The organism is Nocardia sp. NPDC051756 (assembly GCF_040681495.1).
Lineage (GTDB): Bacteria > Actinomycetota > Actinomycetes > Mycobacteriales > Mycobacteriaceae > Nocardia.
Window position 1 is genome coordinate 1 of the sequence record NZ_JBFAYV010000023.1, and the last position, 25,706, is coordinate 25,706.

The 25,706-nt window shown below is 66.9% G+C and carries 37 protein-coding genes and 1 pseudogene; 19 read left to right on the forward strand and 19 right to left on the reverse strand.

The annotated features are described in order from the left end of the window. The 4 genes and pseudogenes from AB0M22_RS44895 to AB0M22_RS44910 all read right to left on the reverse strand — a co-directional run. Window positions 1-998: pseudogene (locus AB0M22_RS44895) on the reverse strand (hypothetical protein); the annotation flags it as partial. 304 nt (window positions 999-1,302) lie between these two features. Next, a complete protein-coding gene (locus AB0M22_RS44900; protein WP_364739948.1) occupies window positions 1,303-1,449 on the reverse strand; it encodes a hypothetical protein in 147 nt (48 codons plus the stop codon). Window positions 1,450-1,781: 332 nt separating this feature from the next. Then, complete coding sequence (locus AB0M22_RS44905) at window positions 1,782-2,747, reverse strand: glycosyltransferase family 2 protein (protein ID WP_364739951.1); 966 nt, start codon at window positions 2,745-2,747, stop codon at window positions 1,782-1,784. 13 nt (window positions 2,748-2,760) lie between these two features. Further along, window positions 2,761-3,603 carry a winged helix-turn-helix domain-containing protein gene (locus AB0M22_RS44910; RefSeq protein ID WP_364739954.1) on the reverse strand — a complete coding sequence of 281 codons (843 nt, stop codon included), beginning with the start codon at window positions 3,601-3,603 and terminating at the stop codon, window positions 2,761-2,763. Window positions 3,604-3,741: 138 nt separating this feature from the next. On the opposite strand from AB0M22_RS44910, the gene AB0M22_RS44915 reads away from it, so the two are divergent. The 12 genes from AB0M22_RS44915 to AB0M22_RS44970 are packed head-to-tail and all read left to right on the forward strand — an operon-like array spanning window position 3,742 to window position 13,416. After that, window positions 3,742-3,972: a helix-turn-helix domain-containing protein gene (locus tag AB0M22_RS44915; protein WP_364739956.1), complete on the forward strand. Its 231-nt coding sequence runs from the start codon at window positions 3,742-3,744 to the stop codon at window positions 3,970-3,972. Then, a complete protein-coding gene (locus AB0M22_RS44920; RefSeq protein WP_364739959.1) occupies window positions 3,972-4,271 on the forward strand; it encodes a hypothetical protein in 300 nt (99 codons plus the stop codon). Before AB0M22_RS44915 ends, AB0M22_RS44920 begins: the two co-directional genes overlap by 1 nt. Continuing rightward, window positions 4,268-4,576, forward strand: a complete 309-nt coding sequence (locus AB0M22_RS44925; protein WP_364739962.1) for a hypothetical protein — start codon at window positions 4,268-4,270, stop codon at window positions 4,574-4,576. Before AB0M22_RS44920 ends, AB0M22_RS44925 begins: the two co-directional genes overlap by 4 nt. Continuing rightward, window positions 4,576-4,827 (forward strand): hypothetical protein, encoded by a 252-nt coding sequence (locus AB0M22_RS44930; RefSeq protein ID WP_364739965.1) that lies wholly within the window; start codon window positions 4,576-4,578, stop codon window positions 4,825-4,827. Before AB0M22_RS44925 ends, AB0M22_RS44930 begins: the two co-directional genes overlap by 1 nt. Then, window positions 4,824-5,132, forward strand: coding sequence for a WhiB family transcriptional regulator (locus tag AB0M22_RS44935; RefSeq protein WP_364739968.1), 309 nt, complete (start codon window positions 4,824-4,826; stop codon window positions 5,130-5,132). The genes AB0M22_RS44930 and AB0M22_RS44935 overlap by 4 nt, the downstream gene beginning before the upstream one ends. Beyond that, window positions 5,132-5,404 (forward strand): hypothetical protein, encoded by a 273-nt coding sequence (locus tag AB0M22_RS44940; RefSeq protein ID WP_364739970.1) that lies wholly within the window; start codon window positions 5,132-5,134, stop codon window positions 5,402-5,404. The genes AB0M22_RS44935 and AB0M22_RS44940 overlap by 1 nt, the downstream gene beginning before the upstream one ends. Next, entirely contained in the window at window positions 5,389-7,242 is a 1,854-nt protein-coding gene (locus tag AB0M22_RS44945; protein ID WP_364739973.1) for a TraM recognition domain-containing protein, read from the forward strand. Before AB0M22_RS44940 ends, AB0M22_RS44945 begins: the two co-directional genes overlap by 16 nt. Then, complete coding sequence (locus AB0M22_RS44950) at window positions 7,239-7,940, forward strand: DUF4913 domain-containing protein (protein WP_364739976.1); 702 nt, start codon at window positions 7,239-7,241, stop codon at window positions 7,938-7,940. Before AB0M22_RS44945 ends, AB0M22_RS44950 begins: the two co-directional genes overlap by 4 nt. Next, on the forward strand, window positions 7,940-10,891 hold the full coding sequence (locus AB0M22_RS44955) for a toprim domain-containing protein (RefSeq protein WP_364739978.1): 2,952 nt from the start codon (window positions 7,940-7,942) through the stop codon (window positions 10,889-10,891). The genes AB0M22_RS44950 and AB0M22_RS44955 overlap by 1 nt, the downstream gene beginning before the upstream one ends. Window positions 10,892-10,925: 34 nt before the next feature. Further along, window positions 10,926-12,725 carry a hypothetical protein gene (locus AB0M22_RS44960; RefSeq protein ID WP_364739981.1) on the forward strand — a complete coding sequence of 600 codons (1,800 nt, stop codon included), beginning with the start codon at window positions 10,926-10,928 and terminating at the stop codon, window positions 12,723-12,725. Beyond that, the gene (locus AB0M22_RS44965; RefSeq protein WP_364739984.1) at window positions 12,722-13,033 is read left to right on the forward strand and encodes a hypothetical protein; all 312 of its coding nucleotides are present in this window, start codon (window positions 12,722-12,724) and stop codon (window positions 13,031-13,033) included. Before AB0M22_RS44960 ends, AB0M22_RS44965 begins: the two co-directional genes overlap by 4 nt. Continuing rightward, window positions 13,030-13,416: a hypothetical protein gene (locus AB0M22_RS44970; protein WP_364739986.1), complete on the forward strand. Its 387-nt coding sequence runs from the start codon at window positions 13,030-13,032 to the stop codon at window positions 13,414-13,416. Before AB0M22_RS44965 ends, AB0M22_RS44970 begins: the two co-directional genes overlap by 4 nt. A gap of 104 nt (window positions 13,417-13,520) precedes the next feature. Here the strand turns inward: AB0M22_RS44970 and AB0M22_RS44975 are convergent, their stop codons facing one another. The 5 genes from AB0M22_RS44975 to AB0M22_RS44995 form a co-directional block, all read right to left on the reverse strand. Next, window positions 13,521-13,802, reverse strand: a complete 282-nt coding sequence (locus AB0M22_RS44975) for a hypothetical protein (protein ID WP_364739989.1) — start codon at window positions 13,800-13,802, stop codon at window positions 13,521-13,523. A gap of 135 nt (window positions 13,803-13,937) precedes the next feature. After that, a complete protein-coding gene (locus AB0M22_RS44980) occupies window positions 13,938-14,231 on the reverse strand; it encodes a type II toxin-antitoxin system PemK/MazF family toxin (protein WP_364739992.1) in 294 nt (97 codons plus the stop codon). Beyond that, window positions 14,228-14,485 carry a hypothetical protein gene (locus AB0M22_RS44985; RefSeq protein ID WP_364739995.1) on the reverse strand — a complete coding sequence of 86 codons (258 nt, stop codon included), beginning with the start codon at window positions 14,483-14,485 and terminating at the stop codon, window positions 14,228-14,230. The genes AB0M22_RS44980 and AB0M22_RS44985 overlap by 4 nt, the downstream gene beginning before the upstream one ends. Window positions 14,486-14,583: 98 nt before the next feature. Next, window positions 14,584-14,880: a hypothetical protein gene (locus AB0M22_RS44990; protein ID WP_364739998.1), complete on the reverse strand. Its 297-nt coding sequence runs from the start codon at window positions 14,878-14,880 to the stop codon at window positions 14,584-14,586. Between the two features lie 295 nt (window positions 14,881-15,175). Continuing rightward, window positions 15,176-15,457, reverse strand: a complete 282-nt coding sequence (locus tag AB0M22_RS44995; RefSeq protein WP_364740001.1) for a hypothetical protein — start codon at window positions 15,455-15,457, stop codon at window positions 15,176-15,178. Window positions 15,458-15,569: 112 nt separating this feature from the next. Between AB0M22_RS44995 and AB0M22_RS45000 the strand changes: the two genes are divergently transcribed. Further along, window positions 15,570-15,806, forward strand: coding sequence for a hypothetical protein (locus AB0M22_RS45000; protein ID WP_364740004.1), 237 nt, complete (start codon window positions 15,570-15,572; stop codon window positions 15,804-15,806). A gap of 59 nt (window positions 15,807-15,865) precedes the next feature. Here the strand turns inward: AB0M22_RS45000 and AB0M22_RS45005 are convergent, their stop codons facing one another. The 3 genes from AB0M22_RS45005 to AB0M22_RS45015 all read right to left on the reverse strand — a co-directional run bounded on the left by AB0M22_RS45005 (window position 15,866) and on the right by AB0M22_RS45015 (window position 18,163). Continuing rightward, entirely contained in the window at window positions 15,866-16,387 is a 522-nt protein-coding gene (locus AB0M22_RS45005; protein WP_364740006.1) for a hypothetical protein, read from the reverse strand. Between the two features lie 592 nt (window positions 16,388-16,979). Next, entirely contained in the window at window positions 16,980-17,693 is a 714-nt protein-coding gene (locus AB0M22_RS45010) for a hypothetical protein (protein WP_364740009.1), read from the reverse strand. A 161-nt stretch (window positions 17,694-17,854) separates the two neighbouring features. Next, window positions 17,855-18,163 carry a hypothetical protein gene (locus tag AB0M22_RS45015; RefSeq protein WP_364740011.1) on the reverse strand — a complete coding sequence of 103 codons (309 nt, stop codon included), beginning with the start codon at window positions 18,161-18,163 and terminating at the stop codon, window positions 17,855-17,857. A gap of 242 nt (window positions 18,164-18,405) precedes the next feature. Between AB0M22_RS45015 and AB0M22_RS45020 the strand changes: the two genes are divergently transcribed. Beyond that, on the forward strand, window positions 18,406-18,825 hold the full coding sequence (locus AB0M22_RS45020; protein ID WP_364740014.1) for a hypothetical protein: 420 nt from the start codon (window positions 18,406-18,408) through the stop codon (window positions 18,823-18,825). Window positions 18,826-18,934: 109 nt separating this feature from the next. Here AB0M22_RS45020 and AB0M22_RS45025 read toward each other — a convergent pair whose 3' ends face one another. Continuing rightward, on the reverse strand, window positions 18,935-19,978 hold the full coding sequence (locus AB0M22_RS45025) for a hypothetical protein (RefSeq protein ID WP_364740017.1): 1,044 nt from the start codon (window positions 19,976-19,978) through the stop codon (window positions 18,935-18,937). A gap of 343 nt (window positions 19,979-20,321) precedes the next feature. On the opposite strand from AB0M22_RS45025, the gene AB0M22_RS45030 reads away from it, so the two are divergent. After that, window positions 20,322-20,891, forward strand: coding sequence for a recombinase family protein (locus tag AB0M22_RS45030; protein ID WP_364740018.1), 570 nt, complete (start codon window positions 20,322-20,324; stop codon window positions 20,889-20,891). On the opposite strand, the gene AB0M22_RS45035 is transcribed toward AB0M22_RS45030, so the two are convergent. The 4 genes from AB0M22_RS45035 to AB0M22_RS45050 all read right to left on the reverse strand — a co-directional run bounded on the left by AB0M22_RS45035 (window position 20,836) and on the right by AB0M22_RS45050 (window position 23,451). Beyond that, window positions 20,836-21,993 carry a hypothetical protein gene (locus tag AB0M22_RS45035; protein WP_364740021.1) on the reverse strand — a complete coding sequence of 386 codons (1,158 nt, stop codon included), beginning with the start codon at window positions 21,991-21,993 and terminating at the stop codon, window positions 20,836-20,838. The genes AB0M22_RS45030 and AB0M22_RS45035 overlap by 56 nt on opposite strands. Continuing rightward, on the reverse strand, window positions 21,990-22,364 hold the full coding sequence (locus AB0M22_RS45040) for a hypothetical protein (protein ID WP_364740024.1): 375 nt from the start codon (window positions 22,362-22,364) through the stop codon (window positions 21,990-21,992). The genes AB0M22_RS45035 and AB0M22_RS45040 overlap by 4 nt, the downstream gene beginning before the upstream one ends. Window positions 22,365-22,982: 618 nt before the next feature. Next, entirely contained in the window at window positions 22,983-23,147 is a 165-nt protein-coding gene (locus tag AB0M22_RS45045; RefSeq protein ID WP_364740027.1) for a hypothetical protein, read from the reverse strand. Between the two features lie 67 nt (window positions 23,148-23,214). Beyond that, window positions 23,215-23,451: a hypothetical protein gene (locus AB0M22_RS45050; RefSeq protein ID WP_364740029.1), complete on the reverse strand. Its 237-nt coding sequence runs from the start codon at window positions 23,449-23,451 to the stop codon at window positions 23,215-23,217. Between the two features lie 104 nt (window positions 23,452-23,555). Here AB0M22_RS45050 and AB0M22_RS45055 point away from each other — a divergent pair, with 104 nt between their 5' ends. Further along, complete coding sequence (locus tag AB0M22_RS45055; RefSeq protein ID WP_364740032.1) at window positions 23,556-23,843, forward strand: hypothetical protein; 288 nt, start codon at window positions 23,556-23,558, stop codon at window positions 23,841-23,843. 6 nt (window positions 23,844-23,849) lie between these two features. Then, window positions 23,850-24,146 (forward strand): hypothetical protein, encoded by a 297-nt coding sequence (locus tag AB0M22_RS45060; RefSeq protein ID WP_364740035.1) that lies wholly within the window; start codon window positions 23,850-23,852, stop codon window positions 24,144-24,146. Between the two features lie 87 nt (window positions 24,147-24,233). On the opposite strand, the gene AB0M22_RS45065 is transcribed toward AB0M22_RS45060, so the two are convergent. Then, on the reverse strand, window positions 24,234-24,395 hold the full coding sequence (locus AB0M22_RS45065) for a hypothetical protein (RefSeq protein WP_364740038.1): 162 nt from the start codon (window positions 24,393-24,395) through the stop codon (window positions 24,234-24,236). A gap of 99 nt (window positions 24,396-24,494) precedes the next feature. On the opposite strand from AB0M22_RS45065, the gene AB0M22_RS45070 reads away from it, so the two are divergent. Continuing rightward, on the forward strand, window positions 24,495-24,737 hold the full coding sequence (locus AB0M22_RS45070; RefSeq protein ID WP_364740041.1) for a hypothetical protein: 243 nt from the start codon (window positions 24,495-24,497) through the stop codon (window positions 24,735-24,737). 126 nt (window positions 24,738-24,863) lie between these two features. Then, window positions 24,864-25,229 (forward strand): hypothetical protein, encoded by a 366-nt coding sequence (locus AB0M22_RS45075; protein WP_364740043.1) that lies wholly within the window; start codon window positions 24,864-24,866, stop codon window positions 25,227-25,229. A gap of 272 nt (window positions 25,230-25,501) precedes the next feature. On the opposite strand, the gene AB0M22_RS45080 is transcribed toward AB0M22_RS45075, so the two are convergent. Continuing rightward, entirely contained in the window at window positions 25,502-25,690 is a 189-nt protein-coding gene (locus tag AB0M22_RS45080; protein WP_364740046.1) for a hypothetical protein, read from the reverse strand. Window positions 25,691-25,706: the final 16 nt, after the last annotated feature.

Consider the following 25,706-nt stretch of genomic DNA (forward strand, 5'->3'; position numbering starts at 1 on the left):
AGGGGGGGTGTGCGCTGTTCACGTTCACTGTGTGTAGCGCACCGGAAAAAGTCTCCAAGGTGTGATTGGACCCAGTCGCAGGCATGACTCCAGTCCCGGCGCAGGGCGCGGTCGATCTCGTAGTCGTCCTTGTAGCGGGCATAGGTGGCGGCCATGCCAAGCCAGTCCGAGCCCATGCGGGTGCGGACCTCGGCAAGGGTCATGCCGCGGAGCGCGGCCGCGATCAGCACGTTCTGGCGCCACTCCGATGCCGAGTCGTAGCGGCCCGCCACCATCGCACCCGAGATTGCGAACGCCTCGGACGCGGTGGGGAAGTCGCTTTTGCCCCGCCAGGACGGCCGCAGCCGCTGCTGATCGTTCTCGCCCTCCCAGACGTCGACGGGGCGTTCCCCGCGCGTGTAGCGCTGCTCTGAACCGGGTTGCGGCGTGCTGGAGCGCGAGCGGCCCGCGGCGGATGCATCCACGGTGGTGAGGGAGTCACCGAGCAGCAGGCGCAACCGTGCGACGAGCCCGAATTCGACGCGAGGCTGCGACAGGCGCGCGACCGCGTCGGCGAGGGTGCCGTCGAGGATGCGGTGCCCGCCTTGGCGCGTGCGAGAACCCGGCGGGACGATCGAACCGATCACGTCGTTGTTCATCGGGGCGCGGTCCAGGGTTGGCAACCGCGACGCGAGCAGCAACATCAGCGATTCCAGGCTGGACTTGTGCAGGGTCTCCCCGGCGGCCAGGGGCACGATCAGGTGGCGGCCGCCGGTGGCGGGGTTGTGGTCGCTGACTACCTCGGCGCCGGCCTCGACGAGCAGGGCGCGCAGCCACACGAAATCGCGCAGGACAGCGTCGGGGCCGAAGGTTTTGGGGTCGAGGTCGAAGACCAGCTTGTCGGTGGTGCGGGTCTGGCGGACCCAGAACGTCACAGCCGCGGGCAGGTCCGGCAGTTTCGTCGACAGCCGCCGGGCCCGGCCTACCCGCTCGTTCGTGACCGGATCGATCAGCCACATCGAGCTCGACGCGGCGATCAGCGGGGCTAGCCGCGCGAAAACCAGCTCGGGGGCATCAGTGGCCTGAGCTGGTAATTCTTCGTGTGTGGGTAGCTGGGCTGACACATTCAGTGAACTGTGACCATGCGGATCGGTGTGGATGCTTGGTCGTGAGTTCGAGCCCTTGCTACCCTTGAGGCCGCTTGTCAGAGCGCTGGTCCTTAAGGGACTTAGAAGTGCCCCCGGCCTGGTAACCGGGGGCCTTCCTCGTTTACGGGGGGACTAGCCACCGTTTGGTAAGGACGGTGACCGAGGACTTTCTGACCTATGCCGAGATGGGTAGCGCCTCCTGGTGATGCGGGTCGGGGGCACCGGGGTACGCCGGCAGTCCGAGTTCGCGCCGGAGCACGATCTCTAGCAGGGCACGCTTGCTGATGCCGAGCTCTTTGACTGCGTCGTCAAGAGCAACCACGACTTCATGCGACAAGTTCGTGCCGACAGGCTTCGTCTTGGGCAGTTTCGCGGGTCTCGCCATAAAAGTAAGTACTAGTTGGATCTCGGGTGATGGTGTGGGAGGCGCGCCGTGCTGATCTTCACAGCGCTGTTGTGCATTCGAGTTCGACTTCCACACACACAGTGTGGAATCAGCTGTGGCACTCTGCATTCCTTCCTGTGACGCGTGCGAATGCAGTGACGTGGCGAACGAAGGGTAGAGCACGGCTCTTACCTCTCCTGGCGAGAAGTACGACAGGAGTTCCGTTGGGCGCGTGGGCAATCCGCGAATCAACGTCGACGTAGGGGCGATTATGGGCCGTCTGGCCGGGGGGATCGCTTGTGCCAGAACGGGCACACGGAGCGCCATGAGTCGAGCCCGCCGGCCTGGATGGCTTCGGGCGGGACAACAGCGCGGATGAGGCCCCAAGTCGCGAGCAGTCGGGGTAGGACCAGTCGGCGGTCGCGGGCCCGCTGCGGCCTGATGGCGTCCTGTATCCAGCGGTAGGACTGGGCCACCTGGCATTGCACAGTGTCGAAGCGGGACAACCATTTCCGGTCGTACTTTCGTCGCGAGTTGAGGCGGAGCACCTCACGCCACAGCGTGGCCTTGTCGCTGCGATCGTGCTGGTAGTGGAATTTGTTCACGTAGTAGCTAGGCCGCCCGAGCTGGGCCAGACGCTGCTGGAGGTCGATCTCTTCGTAGAACATGAAGAAGCGCTCGTCGAAACCGGCTGCGTCGTCGAATGCGGCGCGCGGCACGAGCAGGAGTGCGCCCATGTTCCAGTCGACACGCCGGTCGTCGGTGTAGCCCGCTGGCGAACGCTGCAGCAACACCGCTTGCCGCGCTTTCTTCCACTCGAGTGCGGGGGTGGGGAACTCGTCCCAGGACCACACGAGATCGCTGCTGAACGACTGCTGTTGGATACCGACGCAACCGAATTCGCCGAATCGCGTCACGTACTCGAGCAGGCCGGCCACATCGCAGTCGATCGCGGTGTCCGGGTTGAGGTACAGGATCATCTGGACGTCACCCCCGAGAGCGCGTGTGGCCTCGTTGCAGGCCGCGCCGAACCCCACGTTCGCGCCGCTGATGACCTGGGTGACGGCCGGATGTTGTTCGGCCACAGCGACACTCTGGTCCGAGGACTCGCAGTCCCGCACGACGACGACGGCTCCGCGGGCGTTGCGCTGGACCGCGTCCAGGCATCGAGGTAGATCGATCGCGTTGTTGTAGGTCACGATCACCACGCCGAGCGCGGCGATAGGCACCGACATATAACTCTCGTTTCTAGGGCTGGATCTCGCGGCCGATTTTCCAGACGCTCTCGTACCAGAGCTGGCATTGGTCGATGAACTGCGTCGGGAATGACTCTTGCTCGCCCTGATTCTCCAGGTGGAACAGCGTCGCGTTCTTGCCCACGAGATCGAGCATCACGGTGTCTTCGCCGTCCAGCGGCAGTTGGTGTTCCTCGATCGGGTAGAAGCCGAAGAAGGCATCGATCTGGTTGATGATGTAGAGCTTGAACAGCGGTGTCGCGGGATAGACGCGAATCTGCACCGACGCGGAGTTGATCAGCCCGATTCGCTTCAGTTCGAGCACTTCGTCGTGGACACCGAACGCATGGCGTTCCATGATCCGCTCCATCCGCTTCCGGAATGCGGGGCTGTCCGCGAGATCCGATGCGCGAGCGGGCAGCGCCCACGGTGTTCCTGGGTCGGGAACGAGTATGCGGACGTCGATCGATTCCGGCCGGAATCGGCCGTCCCGGATCTTGTCCAGCGGCTCGGAGATCGCGCCGTGCAGGGTTTCTGCGGCGAAGCCCGCGAAGTCCACGGTCACTTTGGGTGCTGTGAACGCCCGTTCGAGGTGAGGCCGAAGTCCCACAGGCCTGCTGGTGCGTTCCTTCACGAACACGCCGCTTCCAGGGCGAGAGAACACCAGCCCTTCGGCGCGCACCTCGCTGACCGCTTGCTGCGCAGTCACTTTGGACACGCCGTACCGCTCGGCGAGCTCGGGGCCTGACGGCAGCTTCTCCCCAGGCTTCAGCTTGCCGGTGAGGATCGCAGCCCGCAGCAGGTCAGCGAGTTGCCGCCGAGGTGGGCGGACGTCGTCGGGATCGATCGCGTTCATGCCTATCAGCCTACGACTTGCCGCCAACCTGCATAAGTGGCCTATCCAAGTGTTGACCTGCCTATGCAGGTTGATGCACCATGGACCTGCATAGGCATCACGGAAGAAAGTTCCGAAATTCCCGCAAGGAAGGCCCCCATGACTGTCGATCTCGCATCCGCCGCCCCCGCCGAGGAGCTGGTCCCTGAAGACCTGATCCCGACCGGCGTAGCGGCGTCACTCGTCCACGTAGACGCCAAGACCATCACGAACTGGATCAAGACGGGTGAGCTGCGCGGATGGCTCGTGAACGGTCGTCGCTACCGCGTCCGACGCAGCGAGGTCCTGAGCCTCGTTCAGCCCATCGCGACCGCAAGTGGTGAGTGCTGATGAATATCCCCGACATCTGGACACGCGAAACATGGCGTCGCGCAGCAGCTCCCACCATTCCCGCGGTGCAGGTCATCGACGGGCACATGGTGTCTGAGGCGACAACGCACCACGCCGACTATGTCGGCGCGGACCGGTGGGTCGTCGACTTCCTGCCCGGCCGCCAGCTCAGCGTGGACCAGGCGCGCGCGGCTCTGCGGATCGCCGTGGCGCCGGATCGATGCGAGGTCGATCGGTGGGCCGCATCGCTGGGCATGACCGCTGCCGAGGTCCGCGGCTACGCGGGGGTGACGCGATGAGCGAGCTGCTGCGTCTGCCCGATGGCCGCGTGATCGCCGCCGGTGACGAGTTCAAGGACAAGAAGCGCGAGGTTCCGCGCCTGCTGAGGGTGGAGTCCATCTCCGATACGCCGTGGCGAGACTGGAAGGGCCACGAGCACTACCTCGTGACGTTGGTAGTCGTCGGCTGCCGCGATGGCCAGGAAGTGGTGCTGCGCAAGACCGTTATCGACGCAGACGCACTGCTCTCGGGGCGCGACTACGTCTCGGTTCACGACGAGGACAACGCCACCGGAGTGGCCGGCGACGCCGAGGACGGCCGGTGATGGCGCGCGACCGGGTCGTCGATGTGGTCGTCCCGATCGTCCCGTCGACCGAGGCCGGCGGATCCGGTCTGGGTGTGGTCGCGGCGATGATCGGCGCGTTCCTCGCGGTCGTGGCTATTGCGATCGTCGTGTGTGTAGTGGTCTCCACCGCTGATTTCGGGCCGGGATCGACTGTTCCGTCCGGGCCCGGGTGCGCTCCGTTCTGCCCGGCCTCGGCCATTCCGGGCCCGGCAGGGCGGGTGAGCCGATGAGCGCGCCGAGGGTCACCAGTCGTCCGTGCAAGACAGACCCGGAGGCCTTCTTCCCGGTAGCGGGTCGCGCCGCTGCGGTTCGCGCGGCCCAGGACATGTGCCGCAGTTGCCCGTTCCTGGGTCAGTGCGCCTCGGACGCGGTCCCGATGGTGCGTGATCGGTTGATGGCCGGTGGCGTCGTCGCCGCGGTGCTCGTGCCCTCCGAGACCGCCTGCCGCAAGCAGGAGACGCGAGAGCGGGTGATCGAGCAGCTGCTTGAGGTCGCGGCCGCCGTCGAAAAGCAGCGCGCGAGGGAGGCCGCGTGATGGCGAGTACCGAATTTGCTTGCCAGGTAAGGGTTTTCCAGCTGCATCGCGACACCGACGTTTCCGGGTTCTCCGGTGTCGGTGTGGTCGCGGATGGCTGCGTGTGGCCCGACGGGACGGTCTCGATGCGCTGGCGCGGGCCGATCCGCACCACGGTCGAGGCCGCCTGCCTCAACGACATCCGCACCGTGCACGGCCACGACGGCAAGACCCGCGTGGTCCTCCTACCCGACGAGCCGAAGGGCGGTGCGGCGAAATGGACCGCAGCCTGAAGTCCCCCGGAGGGGATCTCAAGGAATGGAAAGAGCTGATCGCCGTCGGCGCCGCGTTCGGCTTGGCCGAGAGCGCGGGCCTGTCGCTGCGCCTCGGCGAGGCGGTCTATGGCGCTCCCGAGCAGGACGGGATCACCTGGCAACCACTGGATCTGGCGATCCGCATGGCTACCGGCGATGTCGCATGGACCGGCGCGGCGACCGCGGGCGCACTGACCCTGGTGGTCGGTACGGCCGCGACTGCTGCGGGTTCGGTGTGGGTGTGGAAGGCGGCGTGCGCGAAGTGCAGTCAGCTGGCCGGGAAACGGCGTGGCCGCCGCGAGAAGGTCGACAGCCAGGCCCGCTACCTCGCCCACGGCAAGGAACTGGCCGGCGTCGGACGCCGCGCGGTGGCCGCCAAGGCCGCGGACTTGCGCGTCGAACTCGGCAAGGACCAGGAGCCAGGCGTCTCGATCGGGCGGGCGGTGCTCGGTGGCCAGATGCTCTACGGCTCCTACGAGGATCTGCACCTCGATATCTGGGGTCCGCGCCAGGGCAAGTCGTCGAGCCGGGTGATCCCGGCGGTGATGGAAGCGGTCGGCCCGGTCGTGACCACCTCGAACAAGCGCGACGTGGTGGATGCGACCCGCGATCCCCGCGCAGAACTCGGCAAGGTGTGGGTGTTCGACCCCCAGGGCGTCGCCGAGGAAGCACCGACCTGGTTCTGGGATCCAGTCGCCTGGGTCTACGGCAGCGAGGACGGCCACGGCGCACAGGAACGCGCGATCGAGCTGGCCGGCCATTTCGCCGCCGGTGGCGACGCCGACAAGAAGGACAGCTTTTTCGACCCTGAGGGCGAGGATCTTCTCTCTGGGCTGATCCTGGCCGCCGCTGTCGCGAAGCGCCCGATCACGCAGGTGTTCAAGTGGGTGACCAAACCCTCGCTGCACGAGCCGATCAAGCTGCTGGACGCGGCCGGTTTCGACATGGTCGCCGCGGCGCTGGCCGATCAGTACAACGCCCCTGATCGCCAGCGTGCGGGCATCTTCTCGACCGCGAAGAAGATGGCGAGCTGCCTGAAACTCGCCTCCATCGCGCAGTGGGTCAGCCCGCCGGTGCAGGGCGAGCAGCCGCGCGAGGCCTTCGACGCCGCCGCGTTCGTGTCCAGCACCGAGACCCTCTACCCGCTGTCGCTGGAGGGCAAGACCTCGGCGGGCCCGCTGGTGACGGCGCTGACCGCTGCGGTCGCCGCGGAAGCCTCCAAGCTCGCCACCCGCCAGGGCGGGCGGTTGCGGGTGCCGCTGACCGTGCTGCTCGACGAGGCCGCCAACATCGTCAAGTGGGCCAGCCTGCCCGCCCAGTACTCCCATTTCGGGTCGCGCGGCATCGTCGTGATGACGGTGTTGCAGTCCTACGCCCAAGGCGTGCGGTGCTGGGGTGTCGACGGCATGAAAGCGCTGTTCGGTGCCGCGAACGTCAAGGTGCTGGGCTCCGGGCTCGGTGACGCGGATTTCCTGCGCCTGATGTCGGACCTGGTCGGCCCGCACTACGAGCACGTCACCTCGATCTCGCGCGACCCCAAGGGCGCGGTATCGCGCTCGACGAACCGCATCAAGGAACCGACGTTCGAAATCTCGGATCTGGCGAGCCTGCCGCGCGGTCGCGCGCTGGTGTTCGTGTCCGGGCAGCGCCCGACCCTGGTGCGCACCATCCCCTGGCAGGAGCGCTCCTACGCCGACGCGGTGCGCAAATCCAACATCGCGCACGACCCGGCGAACACATCCACGCAGACCTCCGGCCGGCATCTGCGTGTGGTGCCGCCACCGGTCGATGAGCAGCAAGAAGGCGAGTCCGCATGAGCACCACCGTTTCCCAGAACCCGAACGGCGGAACCGATCCCGCCGACAGCGCGGTGCAGGAGCTGGGCCTGGCCCTGGATGCCGCCGTCCGCAAGGCCGTCGCAGCTCAAGTCGCTGCCGAGGCCAAGGACATCGCCAAGGACGTGGTCGTCGGCCTGCTGACCCCCGAGGTCATCGCGGGGATGGAAGCGACGGCGCGCGCCGAGGCCGAGGCCGCGCTCGCCCCGGCCGACGAGGAAGCCCAAGCCCAGAAGCAGGACCACGCCAGCCTGCATTTCCCGACCCTGGACGCCTTCGTCGAGGGCTATATCGCCCAGCTCTACCGGCGTGAGGTCGTCACCCGAGGCAGCGACCAGAAGGCCCGGTGGTGCCCGGATTGGGTGCTCCACGGGGAGGCAGCGGCACGGCTGCAGGCGTGCTGGACCGCGTTCGAACACCTGCGCCTGGGCGACACCACCGAGCAGTCGGAGCTGTGGATTCAGCATATCGACCCGCATATGGACCGGCTGTTCTCGATCGACGGACCCTTCAAATATTGCTCGGTCGCCGACGGGCACAGCGACGAACTCGCCGCCCTGCCGGTGCGCGCGGTCGGTCCGGGTGTGTGCCCGGATGGGCACTACGAGCAGCGCCCATCCGGACTGTTCGTGCCGTCTGGCCCGGTCAGCACCCGGCGTGTGGTGTGGGAGTTCCCCTGATGAACGCACCTATGCGACAGGAACCGGCACCGCAGCAAGGCAGCTGGGACAAGATCACCGGCGCGCTGGAACTCGCGGTCGGACCCGGCCGTCCGGCCGGTTCGTGGACGAAGTACCGCTGCCCCTCCCACGAGGCCGACGGCCGTCACCACACGCCGAGCCTCGGCATCAAATACGACGTCCGCCAGCAGCGCACCGTCGTGAAGTGCTTCGGCCCGCCGTGCGATGACGTGGCGGTCCTGGCCTCCTTGGGGCTCGAGGTTCGCGACATGTTCGACCGGGCACCCGAGCGCGGCCGCGATGGTCGGCGGTCGGTACAGCGGTCGCGGCCGCGGGAAATCTCGCGTGCCGACCGGGCGATCGATGCCGCCGGGCTGCCGCTGACCAAGCCGCGAAAAGACCTGGGCCGCCAGCTCTCGCCGTGGAAGCAGGTCACCTCCTACCCGTATGCCCGCGCTGACGGCACTGTCGCCGGTGAGGTGATCCGCAAGGAGGCCACCTTCGAGCGCGGCCGCGACAAGAAGTTCTCCCAGCGCAGGTGGACCGACAACGGCTGGGAGGCAGAGGGTTTCGAGCCGATCCCGTTCCAGCTGCCCCGCGTTTTGGACGCGATCGACGCCGGGGGGCTGATCGCGGTGTGCGAGGGCGAGAAAGACGTCCTCAGCGCTGAAGCCGCAGGACTGACCGCGACCTGCAACGCCGGTGGCGCGGGGGCCTGGAAACCCGAGCACGCGCAATGGCTCAAGGGCGCGCGCCTGGTGGTGATCGTCGCCGACCTCGACGCCCCCGGATTCCGCCGCGCGGAAAAGGTCGCCAACAGCCTGACCGGGCTGGTCGAGCGGGTGCGGATCGTCGCGGCCGCCACCGGCAAAGACCTCACCGATCACCTGCAAGCGGGCCACGAGATCAGCGACCTGCGCCCGGTCCCGCACCTGGACCCCTACACCCCCGGAGCACCGGCACCACCCACGCCGAGCGCCACCGGCGCCGCGCCGGCCACCAACCCCGGAACCGAACCTCTCGCAGGAGATCCCTCGATGCCTGACTACATGCTCGCGCCGTCGCTGCACGACGGTCCCGCCGACACCACCCCCGACATCGACCACATGGGCAACCACTGGTCGCGGTTCATGCAACTGCTGATGGGCCAGATGCTCGCCTACGCCCAGAAGGCCGCGCTCGCGCGCAAGGCGGCCGCGGAAACGCTCGCCGCACAATCGCGCGAGCAGCAGCGCGCCGACGCCGAGCGCCTGGCCGCCGAACAGCACGCCATCGAAACCCGCCTGGAGAAGATGCGCAAAGCCGGATGGGACAACGCCACCCGCTCCCAAATTGCTGCCGCAGTGCGGGATTCGGCCACCTGGGCCGCCGACAGCCAAGTCGCCAAGAACGCTCTCGACGAGCTGACCGGCCACGTGCACACCCGCTGGGGGCTGCGCCTGGACCAGACCAGCGGTGAAGTCCATGCCGAGGTTCCCCCGCAGCTGGCCGACGCGTTGGCCGCCGCCGAGACCGAACGCGCCGCCAGCTGGCGGCTGCGCACCGCCACCAACCGCATGGTCGAAGCGGTCGCCGGCCATCCCGCCCTGGACGAGTCGACCCGCCAGGGCCTGTTCGCCGAGATCGAAGCCTGGCGGGCCAACCCGACCGGCAAACAGCTCTCGACGCTGACCCAGAAGCTGACCGACAACAAAGTCGACGAGCGCACCCGCACGCGTATCCGGTTCATCGCGGGATATCTCGGCCCGGACGTGACTTTGCCGCTCGACCAGCTCGGCACCGTCGCCGCGGTGGCACCGACTGCGGAGTTGCGGCGCATGCCCGAACCGCTCGTCGACCCCGGCGAGGAGGTCAAACCCCGTGTCGACCAGCTGCTGGTGAAGTACCAGGACCGACTGCGTCATGGCGTGGACACCACCACGATCCGCGAGCAGCTCGCCGCGGCCGTCGCGGTCATGACCCCGGAAGATCAGCAGCAAGCGCGCGATCGGGGGCGCGCGATCCGCGACAACCCGGCCGCAGTGACCAAGCCGCTGTGGCCTGAGCATGTTGACCGCGACGAACTCGCAGGTGCAGTGCGCACCTACGCGGCGCTGGCGCCCCAAGCCGAGCGCCAGGCCGTGGCTGCCGACGACCTGGACGCGGTCACCGCCGCCCAGCTGCGCGAACACGCCGCCAAACACCGCCGCACCATTGACCACGCCCTCAAAAACGGCAAGGGACTCCACGACCTCGAGCGCGACCAGATCAAGGCTGTGCTCGACGACGTCGACGCCGGTGTCCAGGTGGTGCCGGAGCTGCTGTTCGCCGATGACCGTTCCGCGGCCGCGCTCGACGCCGACCGCGCCGACGGGATCGCAGCGACCACCTCCCAGATCCATCGCCGCCAGCTCACCGAACTTCTCACCGGCACCGTCCCGCCGGAGGTGGTGCGGCGCAACGAAGACGAGATCACCCGCGTCTTCCACGCCCAAACCCAGCTCGCGGGCGGGCGCTGGAATCTCGGCGAGTACGAACAGCGCGGCGTGGAGGCCCGCCTGGACACCGCCCTCACCGGCGCCGGAGTACCTGAGCCGGTCCGTAACCGGGTCCGCCACCACCTCGACTACGCCGCCGGTGAGTGCGCCATCGCGGGCAAACAGGCACTGCGGATCGCGGACAGGTGGACCGAACGCACCGATGCCGTCGCCGCGTCGCGCGCACCCGCGCCGCCGTCCTACGACAGCCCCGAACGCCGGGAGCAGATGGCTGAGGGCCTGGCCGACGCGGGCCTGACACCGGACCAGGTCGCGCAGCGGATGGCCGCCGACGCAACCCGAGCCCACCCGCCGGCCACCGCCGTGGCCGAGAAGCCCGGTCGGAACGGGAGCCAGCGCAGCACTTCCCCCGGATCCGGGGTGCATCGCATCAACCATCGCGGTCGTGGCGACCAGCGCGGCTACGGCCGCTAAACCCCCTCCACCTGGAAGAACTGAAGGAAATCGCATGTCTGACAACAACACCGAGCCCGCACCGACGCTCGGCACACCGACCGGTCACGGACAGCGCATCGCCTATCTGTATGCCGTCGTGGCCGCCAACCAGGCCCGCGCGCGAGGTGAGCGTCTCGACGCCGCCACCACTCAAGCCCAGCGCCAGGGCGAGGACGCCGTCGCTGCGCTCGGCCGTCAGATGCTCGACGCGATCGAGCGTGCCGACACCCGGCTGGAAACCATCCCGTGGCACAACCGCGCTGCCACGGTCGCCACCTTGGCCGATGCCCTGGTGTGGCGCCACGACTCGAAGCGGGCCGCTGAACGGCTCAACCAGCTCACCGAGGCTTACGCCCAGGAGTGGGGTGTGGTCATCGACCCTGAGCAGCTCAGCGTCGAGGTGGACCCGCAGTTCGACCCGGCCCCGATCCAGGACTTCGCCGAGGCCGCGTGCTTGTGGGCGCGTGAGTCAGCCGCGATCGACATCGTGACCGCGCTCCCGCTGCCCGACAACGCCAAGGCCGCGGCCACCCAGGCAGTGATGGCCTGGCGTGGCACCGATATCGACCCGGCCGACCCGCGCGCGCATCTGCGCACCGAGCAGCTGCGTCGCGACGGGCTCAGCGTCGACCTGGCCGCCGCGCAGCTGACCGAATCCGACCGTGCCCGTATCGAATTCGTGGTCGACTACCTGCGAGCCGATACCTCGCAGGTCGATCTGCTCGCCAGCCCGGTCGTCGTCGATCCCGGCGAAGAGGCCCGCAGCAGGGTGCCCGCGCTGCTGGAGTTGTTCGCCCGCAACCCGAAATCCGCGCCGAGGGTCGGCGAGGAGATCGCGGTCATGACCGCCGCCGACCAAATGCAGGTCCGCGACGCGGGTCGCGCCATCGCCGCCGGCCACGGGACAAACTTCGCGGTGTGGCCCGGCTACGTCGACCGCTACGAGATCCGCGAGACCATGGACTTGTATGCCGACGACGCCGATGAGCTGCGCGGCGATGCCGACTACATCGTCGAGACCGACCTCACCGACGACAGCCCCGAGTTGCTCGGCGTGAGCGACGACATCGGCGAACGGATCACCCGAATGGCTGCCCAGCGCGAGCAGCTGCTCGCCCACACCCGCGACGGCAAGGGGCTGACCGCGATGGAGCGGGCCCAGATCGTGTCCACCGTCGAGGACATCGACACCGGGCGCATCCGCGGCCACGAGCAGCTTCCGGGGCTGCTGTTCGCTGACGAGCGCACCAAGGCCGACGTCGACTACATGCGCGCCAGCGAGCCTGCCGCCCGCCTGGCCACCGCGACCCGCGAGGCGATGACCCAGCTGCTCGAAGCCCCCGGCGCCATTGTCGAGACCCCGAGTCCCAAGGCCGCCGACATGCTCAAGTTCGCGGTGTCCTCGATCGGGGACTCGATCTACACCGTGGCCAGCGGGATGGTCCGGGGCCTGGACTCCGAGCGCAAGACCTACATCGACAAGCGCACCCGCCTCGGTCAGGCGCTGCGCGAGGCCAATGTCTTCGCCAGCACGCAGGACGCAATCGGCCAGCTTATCGACGGCCGCGCCCGCGAGGCCGGTGAGATCGGCCGTGCTGCCGCCGAGCGTCGCGAACAGTGGAAGGTCAAAACCGACAAGGTGATTGCCACCCGCGACGACATCATCGCCCAACGTGAAGCCGTCGCCGCGGGCGCATCGAGCACCCCGCGTGCCTGCACCGCCCGGCGTTACCCGGAACGGACCCCAGCTCAGCATCCGGCCGTCGCCGGGCCCGGCCGCCGGAACCTGCATGGTGAGCAGGTCGGCCGGTGAGCGCCGTCGAGTGCGTCGATCTGTACGTGATCGCACGTCTGGAAGACGAGTGCGCGGTGGCTGACCTCTACAGCTGCGAGACCTACTACGACATCACCGACGGGCACCCGGTCGGCCCGCTGGTGCAGGGCTGGTTGGAAACGCTGAGCACTCCCGCCGACGCGGATGTCTGTCTCGGCGCGCTCGACCTCGCGCTCACCACCAGCGGCTACACCCGCACCAGCGAGTGGTCTCGGCGTTCCACAGCAGCTGGGGCGGTGCGGTTCTTCACCGACGCCGTCGCCTGCATCGAGGACATCGAGAAATGATGGGCCAGCAGCGAATTCGCCGTACTGCCGTGGCCTGCTGGCAGACCGTGCGTCACGAGGCCGTGCACGCATGGTGGCTGCGCCGGGCGCTGTTGCGGGCCGAGCTGACCGTGCGAGGCGTGCCGCACACCAGCGGCGGCGACGCAGTCAGCGTTCAGGTCGGCGGGCTGTGGTTCGACGTGTACGCGTGGCTGCGCGAGGACGTCGGCTTCACCTGGGTGGTGGATCACCCACACGCCGACCCCCGCGACGAGCACCCCGGCGACGAGATCGGCCGGCGCCGCGGCTTCCGCTTCCGCGTCGACGAGCTGGCGAGCATGTGGGCCCAGTGCCAGGGCGGTGACCGATATCCACCGTGGTTGTGCGACAACGTCCGCCGATAGCACCGAGAACACCGAGCAGCCCCGGAGAAATCTCTCCGGGGCTGCTTCACATTTCGGGTCTGTCCCGGGCTCCATGCGTCCCGGGGTTTGTCCCGCCGCTGCGGTCAGACGAGCAGATACAGGGCGAGCACGATGCCAGCCATGAGCAGAGCGAAGACCAGCAGCGGCCGCAGTTGCCCCGGCGGATCTCCGCGCTCCCCTCGCGGCAGTGGTGGACGGATCTTGAAGCGGGGATACCAAGGTCCGGTGTCGAACGCCCCGGACCGCTGCAGCTCGATGATTCGCCGCGCCGCTTCTGGAGACGGCCGGACGGGATCGTTCGGGCACATTGGGACGTAGTGCCACACCTGATAGCAGTCCGGATTAGGGCACCGGTACAGGATCATGGCGGGTCAATTCCGAGCATCGGCACCGCCGCCCTCCCTAACGTCCCGAAATTTCCCTCAACGAGAGCACACCACGGGCGGCCACCGCCACTGATCGCTGAACACTCGAAACGATCGGCAGTTGTAGCTCAGCCGCTACAGCCCCAGCGCGACGGACAAGGACATGCTGATGGCGTCCATTGCCGCGGGGTCGGCGACGCCGAGGTGCTCGATGAGCCGGGCGGGGTCGACATCGGTGATTCGGTAGACGAGGGCGTGCCCGTGGCCGGCGATGGGCACCGCCAGCAGGGAGCGAACTCCGGTCGGCGCCACGTCGGAGACGTCGATCACGATGGGGCGACCGGCGGCGGTCAGCTCGTCGGCGGACACGATGAGCACGGTGCGGGTGCGCGAAATTGCTTGGTAGGCATACAGATCACCGCGTCTCACGCCGCGCCGCGCCCCCGGTCGCCCTCGGCCCAGCGTGCCTCGCGTTCGGCCTCACGCTCGGCCAGCTCCGCGGAGCGCTCGTCGGGATGTGCGGCGTCCCAGGCGGCCAGCGCGGCCGCGTCGGCGGCCAGCAGGCGTGAGGTGGCCGCGCGGGTCAGCCATTCGGACACGTTGCCGCCGGTCTCCCGCGCGGCGGCATCGCGCACGAGAGCGGCCAGGCGGTCGTCCATCGTGACGGTAAGTCGGCCAGTCATACTCTCGAGCATATATAGGCGTGCATCTGAATGCACCGATTCACCCGTGGTCAGAATCAGCCGCTCCCCGCAGGAAGCCCCTGGTGCCGCACACTGGATCATTCGGTAGGCGGCTCGGCCGCAGGTTCGGCCGGTGCGTCGGTAGCCGCAGAGGTGGGTGGTTCGGCTGGTCGTGTGTGGGGGAGCAGCGAGTGCCGGTGTGGTGGGGCGGCGAGCACCGCCCGGATCACCTCGAGCGCGGCGGTGCGCTTCTCAGCGTTCTTGGTGGTGACCGCGACGACCATGGCAACGAGCGCGGCGCATGTGCGCATCGGGTCACGCAGCAGCAACCACACCAGCAGTCCGGCGGCCCCGCCCGAGAGCAGTCCTCCGGCGCCGGTGAAGAACTCAATCATCAAATGCCCGTCCTTCTCGTCGACAGTGAGCGAGAAGGATTGTTCCCAGGGGGTTCTCCACGTGCGGCACTCAGAAAACGCCCTGGTCATCACCTTGAGAGAGCTATTCCTTCTCAAGGTGGATATAGGCGCGCGAAACCACCGATTCCGTCACTCGGTAGCTGAAATCGCAAGAAAATCTCGCGTACCTATCTGCGTATGGCCGGCGCGCGAATCCGTTGACCCGGCCATAGCAGTCCTGTTCTCCGTCGGCAGGGGGGCGGAGCAGCCCGGGCCGCGGCGAACTACATCCGGATCAGTCCGCACCGAATAGCGGAAGTTGTTGGGAGGCAAGACTCTGGCCGCCGATCCGGCGCAAGCATCGTGCACACGTGACCGCGGCACGGGTCGGTTCCAGCGCGGCGGGTGACCATCCGGCGACCCCGGTGCGGCACAACAGTTCCGGCACTTCTTCCTCGCCGACCCACTGCCCGAGGGCAACCGCGTGCACGGTGCGTCCGGCCCGCACGACCGCGTGCACACCCGGATCGCCGAAGGCGGCCCGCGAGGACGCGGCTAGAGGGCCGATGTCGGTCATGCGACCAACCCTATGGCCGGCCACCGACACCGACCGCAGTGTGAGAAATTGTCGTACTGCATCAATGCGTGTTGCCGGGCGAGCACCGCAGGCCACGACGTAGCTTCCCGCGGTGACCTCCACCTACGGGCTCAACCTGTTCGACACCCTGCGGTTGTGGGCGTACCGCAACGTCGGGAACTACGGCGATGAGTTGACGTTCATCGAGGCCACCACCGACCAGGCCGACTACCTCAACGATGGACACCTCTACGGCAGAACCCCCAAGCAGCTCGACGACCTCGCGGTGAGCGTCGCGTGCTGGACGTGGTCGAGGCGATCCGACATGCAGATGTATCCCTGGCTCTGACCGATCAGGAAGCAACGCCTATCCGCCCATACACGCCCTTCCCTGTGTATGGGCGTGTATTACTCGTGGTCCGAGGAGCAACCGGCAGCGTCTTTGAGCTGATCGCCGAGGTCCGGTGTCCGCAGGAGGGCGCGAATCTCGGCCGCCATTTCGGTGACTCTGGACGCCAGCAGCCAGGGGACTCCCAATTCTCGGCGTCCTGGTCGTTGCCCCTTGCGTCGGCGGTAGGCGGCCTGCCGGCATCCCGAGTGGCAGAACTCCCGAGGGCGGCCCCGCCGCAGCTGCTCGAGCTGACGACCGCAGCTCCTGCAGCTGCGGCGATGCGTGGCCTGCTCGTCCGGGTCGTCGGTCAGTAGGCTGCGGAGCTCGGCGTATTGCAGGGTCTGAAGAGTGTGCTGCAGAAAGTACTCGGCATGATCATCGATCATGCCGCTGACCGTGTCGTACTCCAGAAGGTCGAGTAGCGCATCCCGGAGTTCGGGGGTGGCGGTGAGCTCGGTGATGAGTGCGTCGATCTGCTCCCGCGTTATGCGGGAGGCGACGTGGCGGTCGATGCCTCCGGTCCGGACCCGACGACGCATCTCAGATCCCCTTCCTCAGCCTTGGTCGACTCCTGATCGACAGGACGCCGCCGTGTGGTTGCTCCACGCCGCCGCCCGAATGCCGCCGTGAAAGCCGCGAACACGTCAGGAATATCTTCCCGCTTGGCACGCAGGATCGCAGCCACTCCCAGCACCAGCACCGGAAGCTGCATCCAGAACACCGCCCACCCGCCCGCGGCCACGGCGGACCCGACATCGACAGTCAACGAACCTCCCAACGACAAAAGGCCTCCGACGCGAACACGTCGAAGGCCTTGGAGACGAAAAAAGCTCCGACCCGGCGGGACGGAGCTTCGTTGAGACACATTAGTGCCCAATGGGGAGAAAGGCTATCGCTGTCGCCTGACATATGTCAAGAGTCACGATACCCCCAGCTAGAGAAGGGTTTTCGTGTACGGGCCAGGCAGGTCGGGGCATCGCCGAATTTCGTAACGCAGGAAGTATTCCATATTTACTTCCTTCCTTATTTCCTTAAATAAGGGCGATGGCATTCATCGAGATCGACGGGTAGAGCCCGTGATGAGTAGACGTACCGGACGACGTCCTCACTGCACCAGCTACAGGCCTGCGTTCAGCTCAGTGGCACCCACCCGCCGGCGACTTGCCCGAGGGAGATGGCGTCGGCGAAGTCGGCGACGATGCTGTCGAGGGCGGGTTGTATGGCGGTGCTGACCGCGACGACGATTCCGCCGAGTTCGCGCACCACGGCGGCAATTTCGGGCCCGCAGTCGCCGGTCCAGCCGGCTCGGAGGTCGCCCAGTCGCACGGTGACGGTGTGGTCCTCGCCGAGGTGGGCGATAGCGTCGGGAACGGTGTGGTCGATGCGTAGTACCGACCCGCCGCCGGTGAGCCCGTATTGGGCGTAGTAGTTGGTCGTGGCCACCCGCCAGCCCTCGTCGAACTCGGCCAGGATGACCTGCTCGAGGCCGGGATTGACTAGCAGAAACGGCCGCAGAGCCTCCGCACCGCTCTGTTCACCGATGATCGGCAGCAGCACCGTGGTGGCGACGAAGTTGACCGTGGCCGCCGTGGACGAGGGCGCCGGACCCTCGTTCCACCGGGGCGCGCAGCAATCGGGATGGTGCAGATCGGCTGTAGCCGCGTAGGTCCCGACCTCTACCCGGAGCGCGGCGCGGGTGCCGTTGAAAGATCTACCGCACGTTTGGCATTCGTGCGGCCACAGATGGACGGTCAGATCCTTGAGCCCGCAGGGGCCGAGCCGCTCACGGGTGAGGTCGTCGACGACGAACGGATATTCCGGCTCGTTCTTCTTGCGCCACCCCATGCCCCGCCGCTCCCCCCTGGTGTAGACGACTGCTCCGCACCAGCATGCCGGGGATGGCGAGACCTCCGGGGCGGTTTCGGCAGGAAGGCCGTACGGGGTTGTTGTCCGTCCGCCCTGCACGCAGCAAGGGCAGGCAGGCCGGATACCCGCAGCAAGCGAGCTTAACTACCCGCGAATTGCCCAGCTAGGAGATCCGCGTGCTCTTCGGTGGTGAGGTTGATGATCGCCAGGGCCTGCCAGGGGCTGGAGAGGCTATCGATCCAGGCGCCGGCGCGCAGTTCGCGCAGCAGGATTTCCCGCCACCGGGTCTTCTCGGCCTCCGGCATCGGCGTGGCTTCGAATTCATCCATTTTGTCCTTGCGGACAGTGTGGGCCCAGCCGATTTGCTTGGCGGTTCCGGTGAGTTCGGGCCATCCCGCCTTGCGGGCTGCTTCGGCATTGGCGGCATTGATGGCGTCGTGCGTGCCCATGGATCCCATAGTGCGCCGAGGCACCGACACGGAGGGACGATCGAATGGCAGAGGTTTGTCGGCGGCCCGCCTGACAGTGACGCGTCTGCCGGTCCGTCACAGCTTTAATATGTTGCAGCCCAGCCATTTTCGGTTCGGCGGACGTCGGACTGAAACATTCTGCACCCCGGTTTTCTACGTTCTTCCTCGACTGGCGCGGCCAAGGTAACCGGCCAGCACACCGAAGCAGGAAGGCAACCGAGATGGTTGACAGCAATGAGTTCCAACGAGCCACCTACGCCTGGCAGTGGGGGGCGATCCTGACCACCTCGAGCGTCGAGAAGTTCCGCGACATTCCACCGGGGTGGATTGCGGACCACCTCGAAACCCGCCATGGACTGGATCCGCGCCGGCCGCTCGCGTATCTGGCTGCTCTCGCGGCTCTCGACGTCAGCGGGGAGCCAGAGGTATGCCGTGATCTTCATGCCCTCGCGGTCGAGGGGGTCTTCTTCTACGGGGATACCGCAGATGTCCTCGTCAACGAACCGGCGCATCTGTCCCGGGATCCACAGGTCCGCGCGAAGGAGCTCACCGAGTTGAGGAAGGCGGTTCTCGATGACCTCGCGTGCGTGCGGCGGTATGTACCGAGCCAGCTGACCGAACATTTTTGGTTTCCTGTGTGAGACCCGACCTGCGGGACCGGGGGATTCGCGTCGGCGGCGGCTTCCCCCGGCGTCCGGGTAGCGGTGCCGTCTGGCCGATGACGCGAGAGATCGGAGTGCTCGCTGGGGATCACCAGCCGCCTTGCAGGCCTGCCTCGTGTACGGCTGTGCGGAATGCGGTCATGTGGGGCTCGCGGTGCGGGAACCGGAGGCTGTGGTCGCGGAGTGTTTGAAAGTGAACGTCGAAGTTGTGTTTGAGGACGGTTTCCTGCCATGTGTGGGCGGCTTCTATAGCGCTCTTCTGGAGGGTGTGGCGGAAGAACCGGAGCAGATTCGGTACTGCTTTTCCCGCCTCGATAGGCATGAGGTCGGTAAAGCCGAGTTCTGTTCGGATTTCGGCGAGTTGGGGTTCGGGCGCTGCGCGGATGTACTGCTGTTGCGTGATGTGGACGCGGAAGCCCAGCTGCTTGGCCATGAAGAACAGGGTGTAGTTGGCGCGGCGGCAGATCAGAACAGGGTGGATCAGGGTGGTGGGTGCGCCGCGCTGGAGCTGGGCAGCTTTGCTGAGGAGTTGGAAGACTTCGGAGGATTGGGGGTACAGCCAATCGCGGACGTTTTTGACTTCGATGGGGATGTAGATGGTGGCCTCGAGCAGGCCTTGGCTGTTCATGACCGGGAGCCAGCCGCCGGAGTCGAGGGATCCATTGAGGCTGGTGCCGAGGATGTTGCGGACTTCGCCGGCGCCGGGCGTGGAGAGCGAGAGGTTGCCTGCTTCCACGAGGGCTTGTCGAACTGCGACCTCGCCGGCCGGTCCGATGAGTCCGTGGGGGTAGGTCGCGTTGCCGCTGGCCCAGCCGCGGTAGCGGGCCATGAGGAGCCGTTTGCGGGCGGCGGCGGTTTTCACCTTGGTGGCCCGGTTGGTGAGATCGGCGGGGGTGAAAGTTTCGATGGACGTGCCGCCCCGGGCGGTCTCTGTGTTGGGGACGATCAGACCGGCGTCGGTCAGGATATGGCGGGCGTCGGTGAGGACGTGTGCGAAGTTGGCGTCTTCGCGTGCGCGGTTCTCTTCGGTGAGCTTGGCCTCGACCTCGTTCCAAACGACAGCGTGCTCGGTCTCGACCAGTTGCAGGAGGTCGTTCCGAGCCTTCGCTTGGTGCTCGGCAGGCGAACGCATTTGATCAGAATAAGGGCGCTGTCCAGCGCCTTTTCGGTTTCACCCAAGCTCAGCCCCTAGATAAAGAAGTTTGTTCGTCTCCCGGAGACCCCCGGAGCCACCCGGAGACCCCCGCTGCTTACAGCTGGTTTCTGAGTTGGCGCTTCGATTGTGTGATGGAGGTAACACGCGTGGTGCTCGGGCGTCTCGGGCGCGTTCGTAAAACGACCGTTGGCCGAACGCGAACACTTTTGCTCACCTGCCGGGCGTTTGAGCAGGTCACAGCGTTCGGAAACTCGTTCGTTTACTGGTAGGGTCAAGACCAGTTGTTGAACACGTTTTCCGAACAGCTGGAGGGGCTCAAATGGCGTTGGTCGGTCTGGTGCGGGTGAGCACGAGCAAGCAGGAGACCCAGCGGCAGCACGACGACCTCGACGGCATCTGCGTGAAGGTGTTCGAGGAGACGGTCAGCGGCAAGCTCCGCGTCGCCGACCGACCCGCCCTCACCGCCGCGCTGGAGTACATGCGCCCGGGCGACATGCTCACCGTGCAGGAAGCCGACCGGCTCGGCCGCAACCTCCTCGAGGGTCTGATCGTGCTCAACGACCTGTTTCAGCAGGGCGTCGCGGTGAAGGTCCTGCACGGCATCGCCGCCGGGGAGCACACCGAGCGCAGCTTCATCCTGGACCTGGCCCTCGCCCTGGCTGAGGACCGGCGCCGCGACATAGTCCGCAAAACCCGCGACGGGCTGGAATCCGCACGCCGCCAAGGCCGCACCGGTGGCCGGCCTCGCGTGGTCGACGACGACAAACGCCGCGCGATCCTGGCCCGCCGCGCCGAGGGCCAGTCCCTGCGCGAGATCGCCCGCGGCGTCGGAGTCAGCCTCGCGGTCGTGCACGGCGAAGTCGCCGCAGCCCGCACGGCCACAACCTGAACCCTCGGACGGAGGAGTCGGCGCCGGGTATTCGCTGAGGGCGCCCACGAGCCCGGCGGACCAGACTGGCGAGGCTCCCGACACCGCCGAGAATGCCGAAAGCGCCGCCGACGACCACACCAGTCGAACCCACGGTTAGCCCGATGGCCACCACCTCAACCGCGATAAAGATCGGGGCCAATAGGGCGAGAACCAACAGGAATTCCCGCGAGGCGCGCCAGAAGTCCTGCCATGTGTCGGGCAGTCGTTCCCGGATGAAGGGGAAGACCAGGGAGGCCACGACGAGGCCGAAGCACGACCCCGCGAAGGGTCCGACGAACGGTGTGGCGACGGCAGTGCAGGCACAGGCGACGGGGATGGCCGCCAACAGTTTCCGCCGAGGCCTCGCGTCTTGTTCGTGGTTCCAGACTCGACTAATGAGCCTGATCCACGCGAGCTGAAGGACACCAAGGATGAACGTCATGTAGAAGGCCACCCAGAGGGGGAGGTTCGAGAACATCCACTTGGACAAGTGCGTGAGAAGCGCCATCAGGACGATGGTCAACGCCGCGCCGAGTCCTCGTTCGAAACCTGCCTGCTCGCGGCTGAAGTAGTAGGTGCCCTCGCTGCCGACTTCGTGGGGGAAGCCGTAAACGAACCCGGTGGGCAGTGCTACCACCCCCGAGGCTGGTTGTATGCAGCCGCGCCGAGTGGGCCCCTCAGCCTGCTGCTGCTCCAGCATCTTTCGCACCTCGTCACGGATCGCGCTGAGGTCGATCATCGTGCCAGGAAGAATGGCCTCCGATTCGGGCTTTCGGGTGTTGGTCTCGTTCAGGTTCTCCCACAACCGCATCACCTGAGCTGTTTGAGCGTCGGTGAGCCGACAGCCGCGGCAGAACCGCTGAACTTGCTCGGGCTTTCGAGGGAGAGCAGCGTTTTTCTCCGCGACGAAGTTGTAGACCGTACTTCGTGGAAGCCTGCCGTACTTCGCCAGCTGACCTGCGGTTCGGCCGGATCGATCCTTGATCTTGCGCATAAGGGCAAGGAATTCCGGCACAGACGCTGCGGTGAGCTCGAGGTCAGCGCTTGCCGTCGGATCGGAGGCTCTCGTCGCCTGCGTCACTCGCTGAACCACGCTGTGATCGCCCGACCAGCTCGCCGCCCGAGGCGAGAACCACGATTACGTCCGATCTTGACGGGCGCGATGCCGGCCAGAATCGCCAGCGCGATGCCGATAGCGAGACAACCCGCTTCCCGAGGAGTCGCACTGCCCCATCGGATCAGCAGCAAGGTGAACAGGTAACCGGAAAGGACGACCAGCGCGGCTAGCACCACTGCCGGCCAGTTCCAGCGCGGAGACTTGGGCGCGGCGGTACCCGGCCCAAATGACCTAGATTGTGCCGAGGAGAGTGCTCTGGCCTCGTGCGGGAGGGTGGCCAACAGGCCTCCGTTCTTCAGCTTGTGGCTGCGGAACCCCGCGAGAGCCAGAGACATCTGTGTCTACCAAGCGCCCTCGCGCGGGTTCCACGCAAAATGGGATGCAAGTCGAAATGGTTCAGATCTGGTGACGCCGCTCTCCGGGCAGAAGTTCGCGGTTTCTCCCGGCAGAACTTCACCATCCTCACCCACGACAAGCGTCGACGGAAGTGTCCAAACAGCGAGCGGAACGTCCAAATGAACTGTCCAACAGCTCCTTCGTCCGACTTCGTTGTCCAAACAGACTCGCTGGTCAGATGGCCGCAGGTGAGGTTTCCCCACTTCAGCGCCCAACAGACAACCGATGGACGCATTCGCTCGGCTAACGTCGACAGAGCGAAGCGCGGTAGACAAGCACCCGCTTCGCCGCCGGGACAACTTCGCAATGGGATGCAAGTCGAGCGGTGAAATTGAGAGAGTCCGTGGTCGCGCACGCACTTCTTCTCGATGCCTGTGTCGGGCCTTGGGGCGCTACGGCGACTTCCCCGAGGCCGACGCAGGCCTCCGCGGCGAACTTCGCCGTGAGTGGTGCCGCCATCCACACTCCCGGTGGGTGGTCGATCAGGCACCGCGAAACGAGTTGATGCAGTAGGCAGCCCGAACCCTATGGCCGTCGTATCGGAGCAGGGTGAGGCTTCAGTCCTCGGCGGCGACGAGATCGGCCACCCGCGCGGTCCACTGGTAGCGGCCCGGTGCGTCCTCGACCGACTCGACGACCGCGCGGTCGCCCTCGATCTCCACGACCGTGAACACCGAGACTCCGCCGGTTCCTATCCGGACTCGATCACCTTCGTTCGCCACGTCTCGCAGACTATCCCGATCGGGCGACCAGTCCATGCCATGTCATGTCCGACAGGGTCGGTGCCGGTCACTCCGGCGTGGACGCCGGCCTGGCCGCTTTTTCCGCTGCCGCCTTCGCCGCCGCGACGGTGCCGCGTCTCCCCCATTTCAACGTGGTGGTCGCATTGTCGACGACGAACTGGAACAGATTTCCGTCTTCCCACACGGTGAGCTGGCGCCGGTACATCGTCCGGGTCAGCATGGTGCCCTGACTCGGATGCGCGTACAGCGTCCACCCGCCGGTCGCATCCGCCTCGGACAGCATTCGGGCAGCCCTTCGTCGCTGAAATCCGAATAGACCAACCAGTATGCGACGGGTCCGCCCTCCCTTCGCCGATGACGGGGCGCGGCCGTGTCATGCTCGACCGCATGGACGGCCAGCAATGCGAGTTCCGCCGCGGCGACCCGGTGAGCTGGTGGGCAGACCGTGACGGCCGCGCCCTCGACCCGGGCCACCCCGACGCGATCGAGCGCACCGGCATCATCGACGCCGTGTGCCGCCACCCCGCCGACGACAGCCAGATCGTGGCCTACCTCGTCACCTGCCGTAGCGCCGTGGCCGGCACCTACCTGATGACCGTCCGCCCTGACCTCGGCCACCAGCTCACCCTGCTCGGCGTAGACCAGCAGCCCGGCACCGGTGAGGCGGAGGAGTAGGACCGCGTGAGCGACGCGACCTCGCCGCTGCCGGAGCAGAACAAGCAGGTGCTGCGGTCCGTCGTCGACGCGCTCAACGCCGACCCCTCCCTCGTCTCGGCCGCCGATGTGCACCGGTACCTGACCGATACGGGGACACCGGTCGACATCGCGGACATCGCCGCGGCGATGGACATCCTGCGACTACCGAAAGTCGGCTACCAGCGCGGCGTCCCCACCTGGTGGGTCATGTCGCAGATCTGGGACGTCCTGCAAGGCCTCGACGGGGACGAGCCCCCCGAGTTCGTCGACGACCGCGCCTAGCCGAGCAGCGCGAGTAAGTCGCGCGAGCAAGTTATAGAGATAGATATCTAAGTGAGCACCGCTGCGTCGGCGTGCTCGGGGGGGAAGCTACGCCGGGAGGACTTCCCTGACGAACCACAGCGGCGCGAGAACAGCGTTCACGTAGTCTGCCGCGCCGCCTGGTGAGTCCTGAACGTCGGCATCGACGACGAACGTGCGCTGATCGCGCGTGGGCGTGTGCTCGACGATGACGCGATACTTCTTCATCACTCGGCCTCTCTGTCCTCGCTGCCCGGCCGGAGCCGCGTTTCGTTCACGATGAACAGCCGTGCGGCTCCGGCGAGCGAGTTATTGAGTTTTGGTACATAAGTGAGTCAGAGCCTTGCCGATGGACACCGTCCGGACAACCGCCCCGCCGGAGGGAACCGCGGCGCCCGAGCCTCCGTCGGTTATGACGTGGACGACGAGCAGCCGACCGAGGCCGGCACCTCCCCGAGCAGTCCGGCGACACGGTGGGCGGCGGCCCGGACCCGGATCACGCTGGCCCGCGCCTACGGGCACCCGAGTGTGCGCCGCCGCGCTCGACGACGGCTACGAGACCAGCTTGGCTGAGTTCGACCACAAGGGCGTGCAGGCGGTGTCTTCGAGACGGGGCGACAGCAGCTGGAGGTGTCGGCCTCGTCGGGAACAATTCCGCGGATGGGACAACTGTGGGTGACTACGCGCAGAGGTGACTGGGTGCGGGCCGACCAGATCGTGGAGGTCGCCGTCGAGTTCGAGACGAAGCCGGGCGAATCCAGCCCTGGCAGGTACGAGACGCAGCCGACCGGCAAAGCCTTCGTGGTGGCCCGGCTCGCATCGCCGGTCGGGTCATGGACGTGGGGTGAGGACGATGGCAGCGGCGAACTCGACCAGGCCCAGCGCATGCTGGTCCGCTGCGAGTCCGAGGACGCCGCCGACGCGATGGCGAAGAGAATCGTGCGCAACCTGATCGCCCGCGCCGGCCAGGCCGCAATCCTCAGCTTCACCAGCAATGGTGCGATGACAGTGGAAGCGGTGAAGCCCCCGCCGCCCGACACCAGCGAGGAACCCGAGTCGCCCTGACCGCTGTCCGGCGCATCCGCTAGGCGTTGGCGTTTGAGCCGACGCCATAGCAGCCTCAGCTTTCCTTGGGTGCCTCTCAGAAACCACCGTCACACCTATTGCACTCTTCCGCCGCGCAGGGACTGTCACCGGAAAGGCGACAGTCCTACCGGGGGTCTCCTGACGTGGAGTGCACCCCGGGGCCCCGACGCCCCTCCGGGCCCCGATCCGGCACACCTCTTCCACCATCGTGGATAGTTCGGGAAATTTCGTCCAACGAAAAGGGGCCGGGGTCAGCTGGCGAGGTCGAGGTGTTCGTCTTCGGCCGCGCGGCACCAGCAGCCGTCGTCGCAAACGGTGCAGGCCGAGCAGCCGTCGCAGTGTTCGATCAGGAGGTGACCGCAGACGGGATCGCGGTCGTCGTCGAGATCGGTGTGGTGCGGAATCAGCGGCCCGCCCAAGCCGTACGCGCGTGGCTCCATGACCGGATCATCGCCG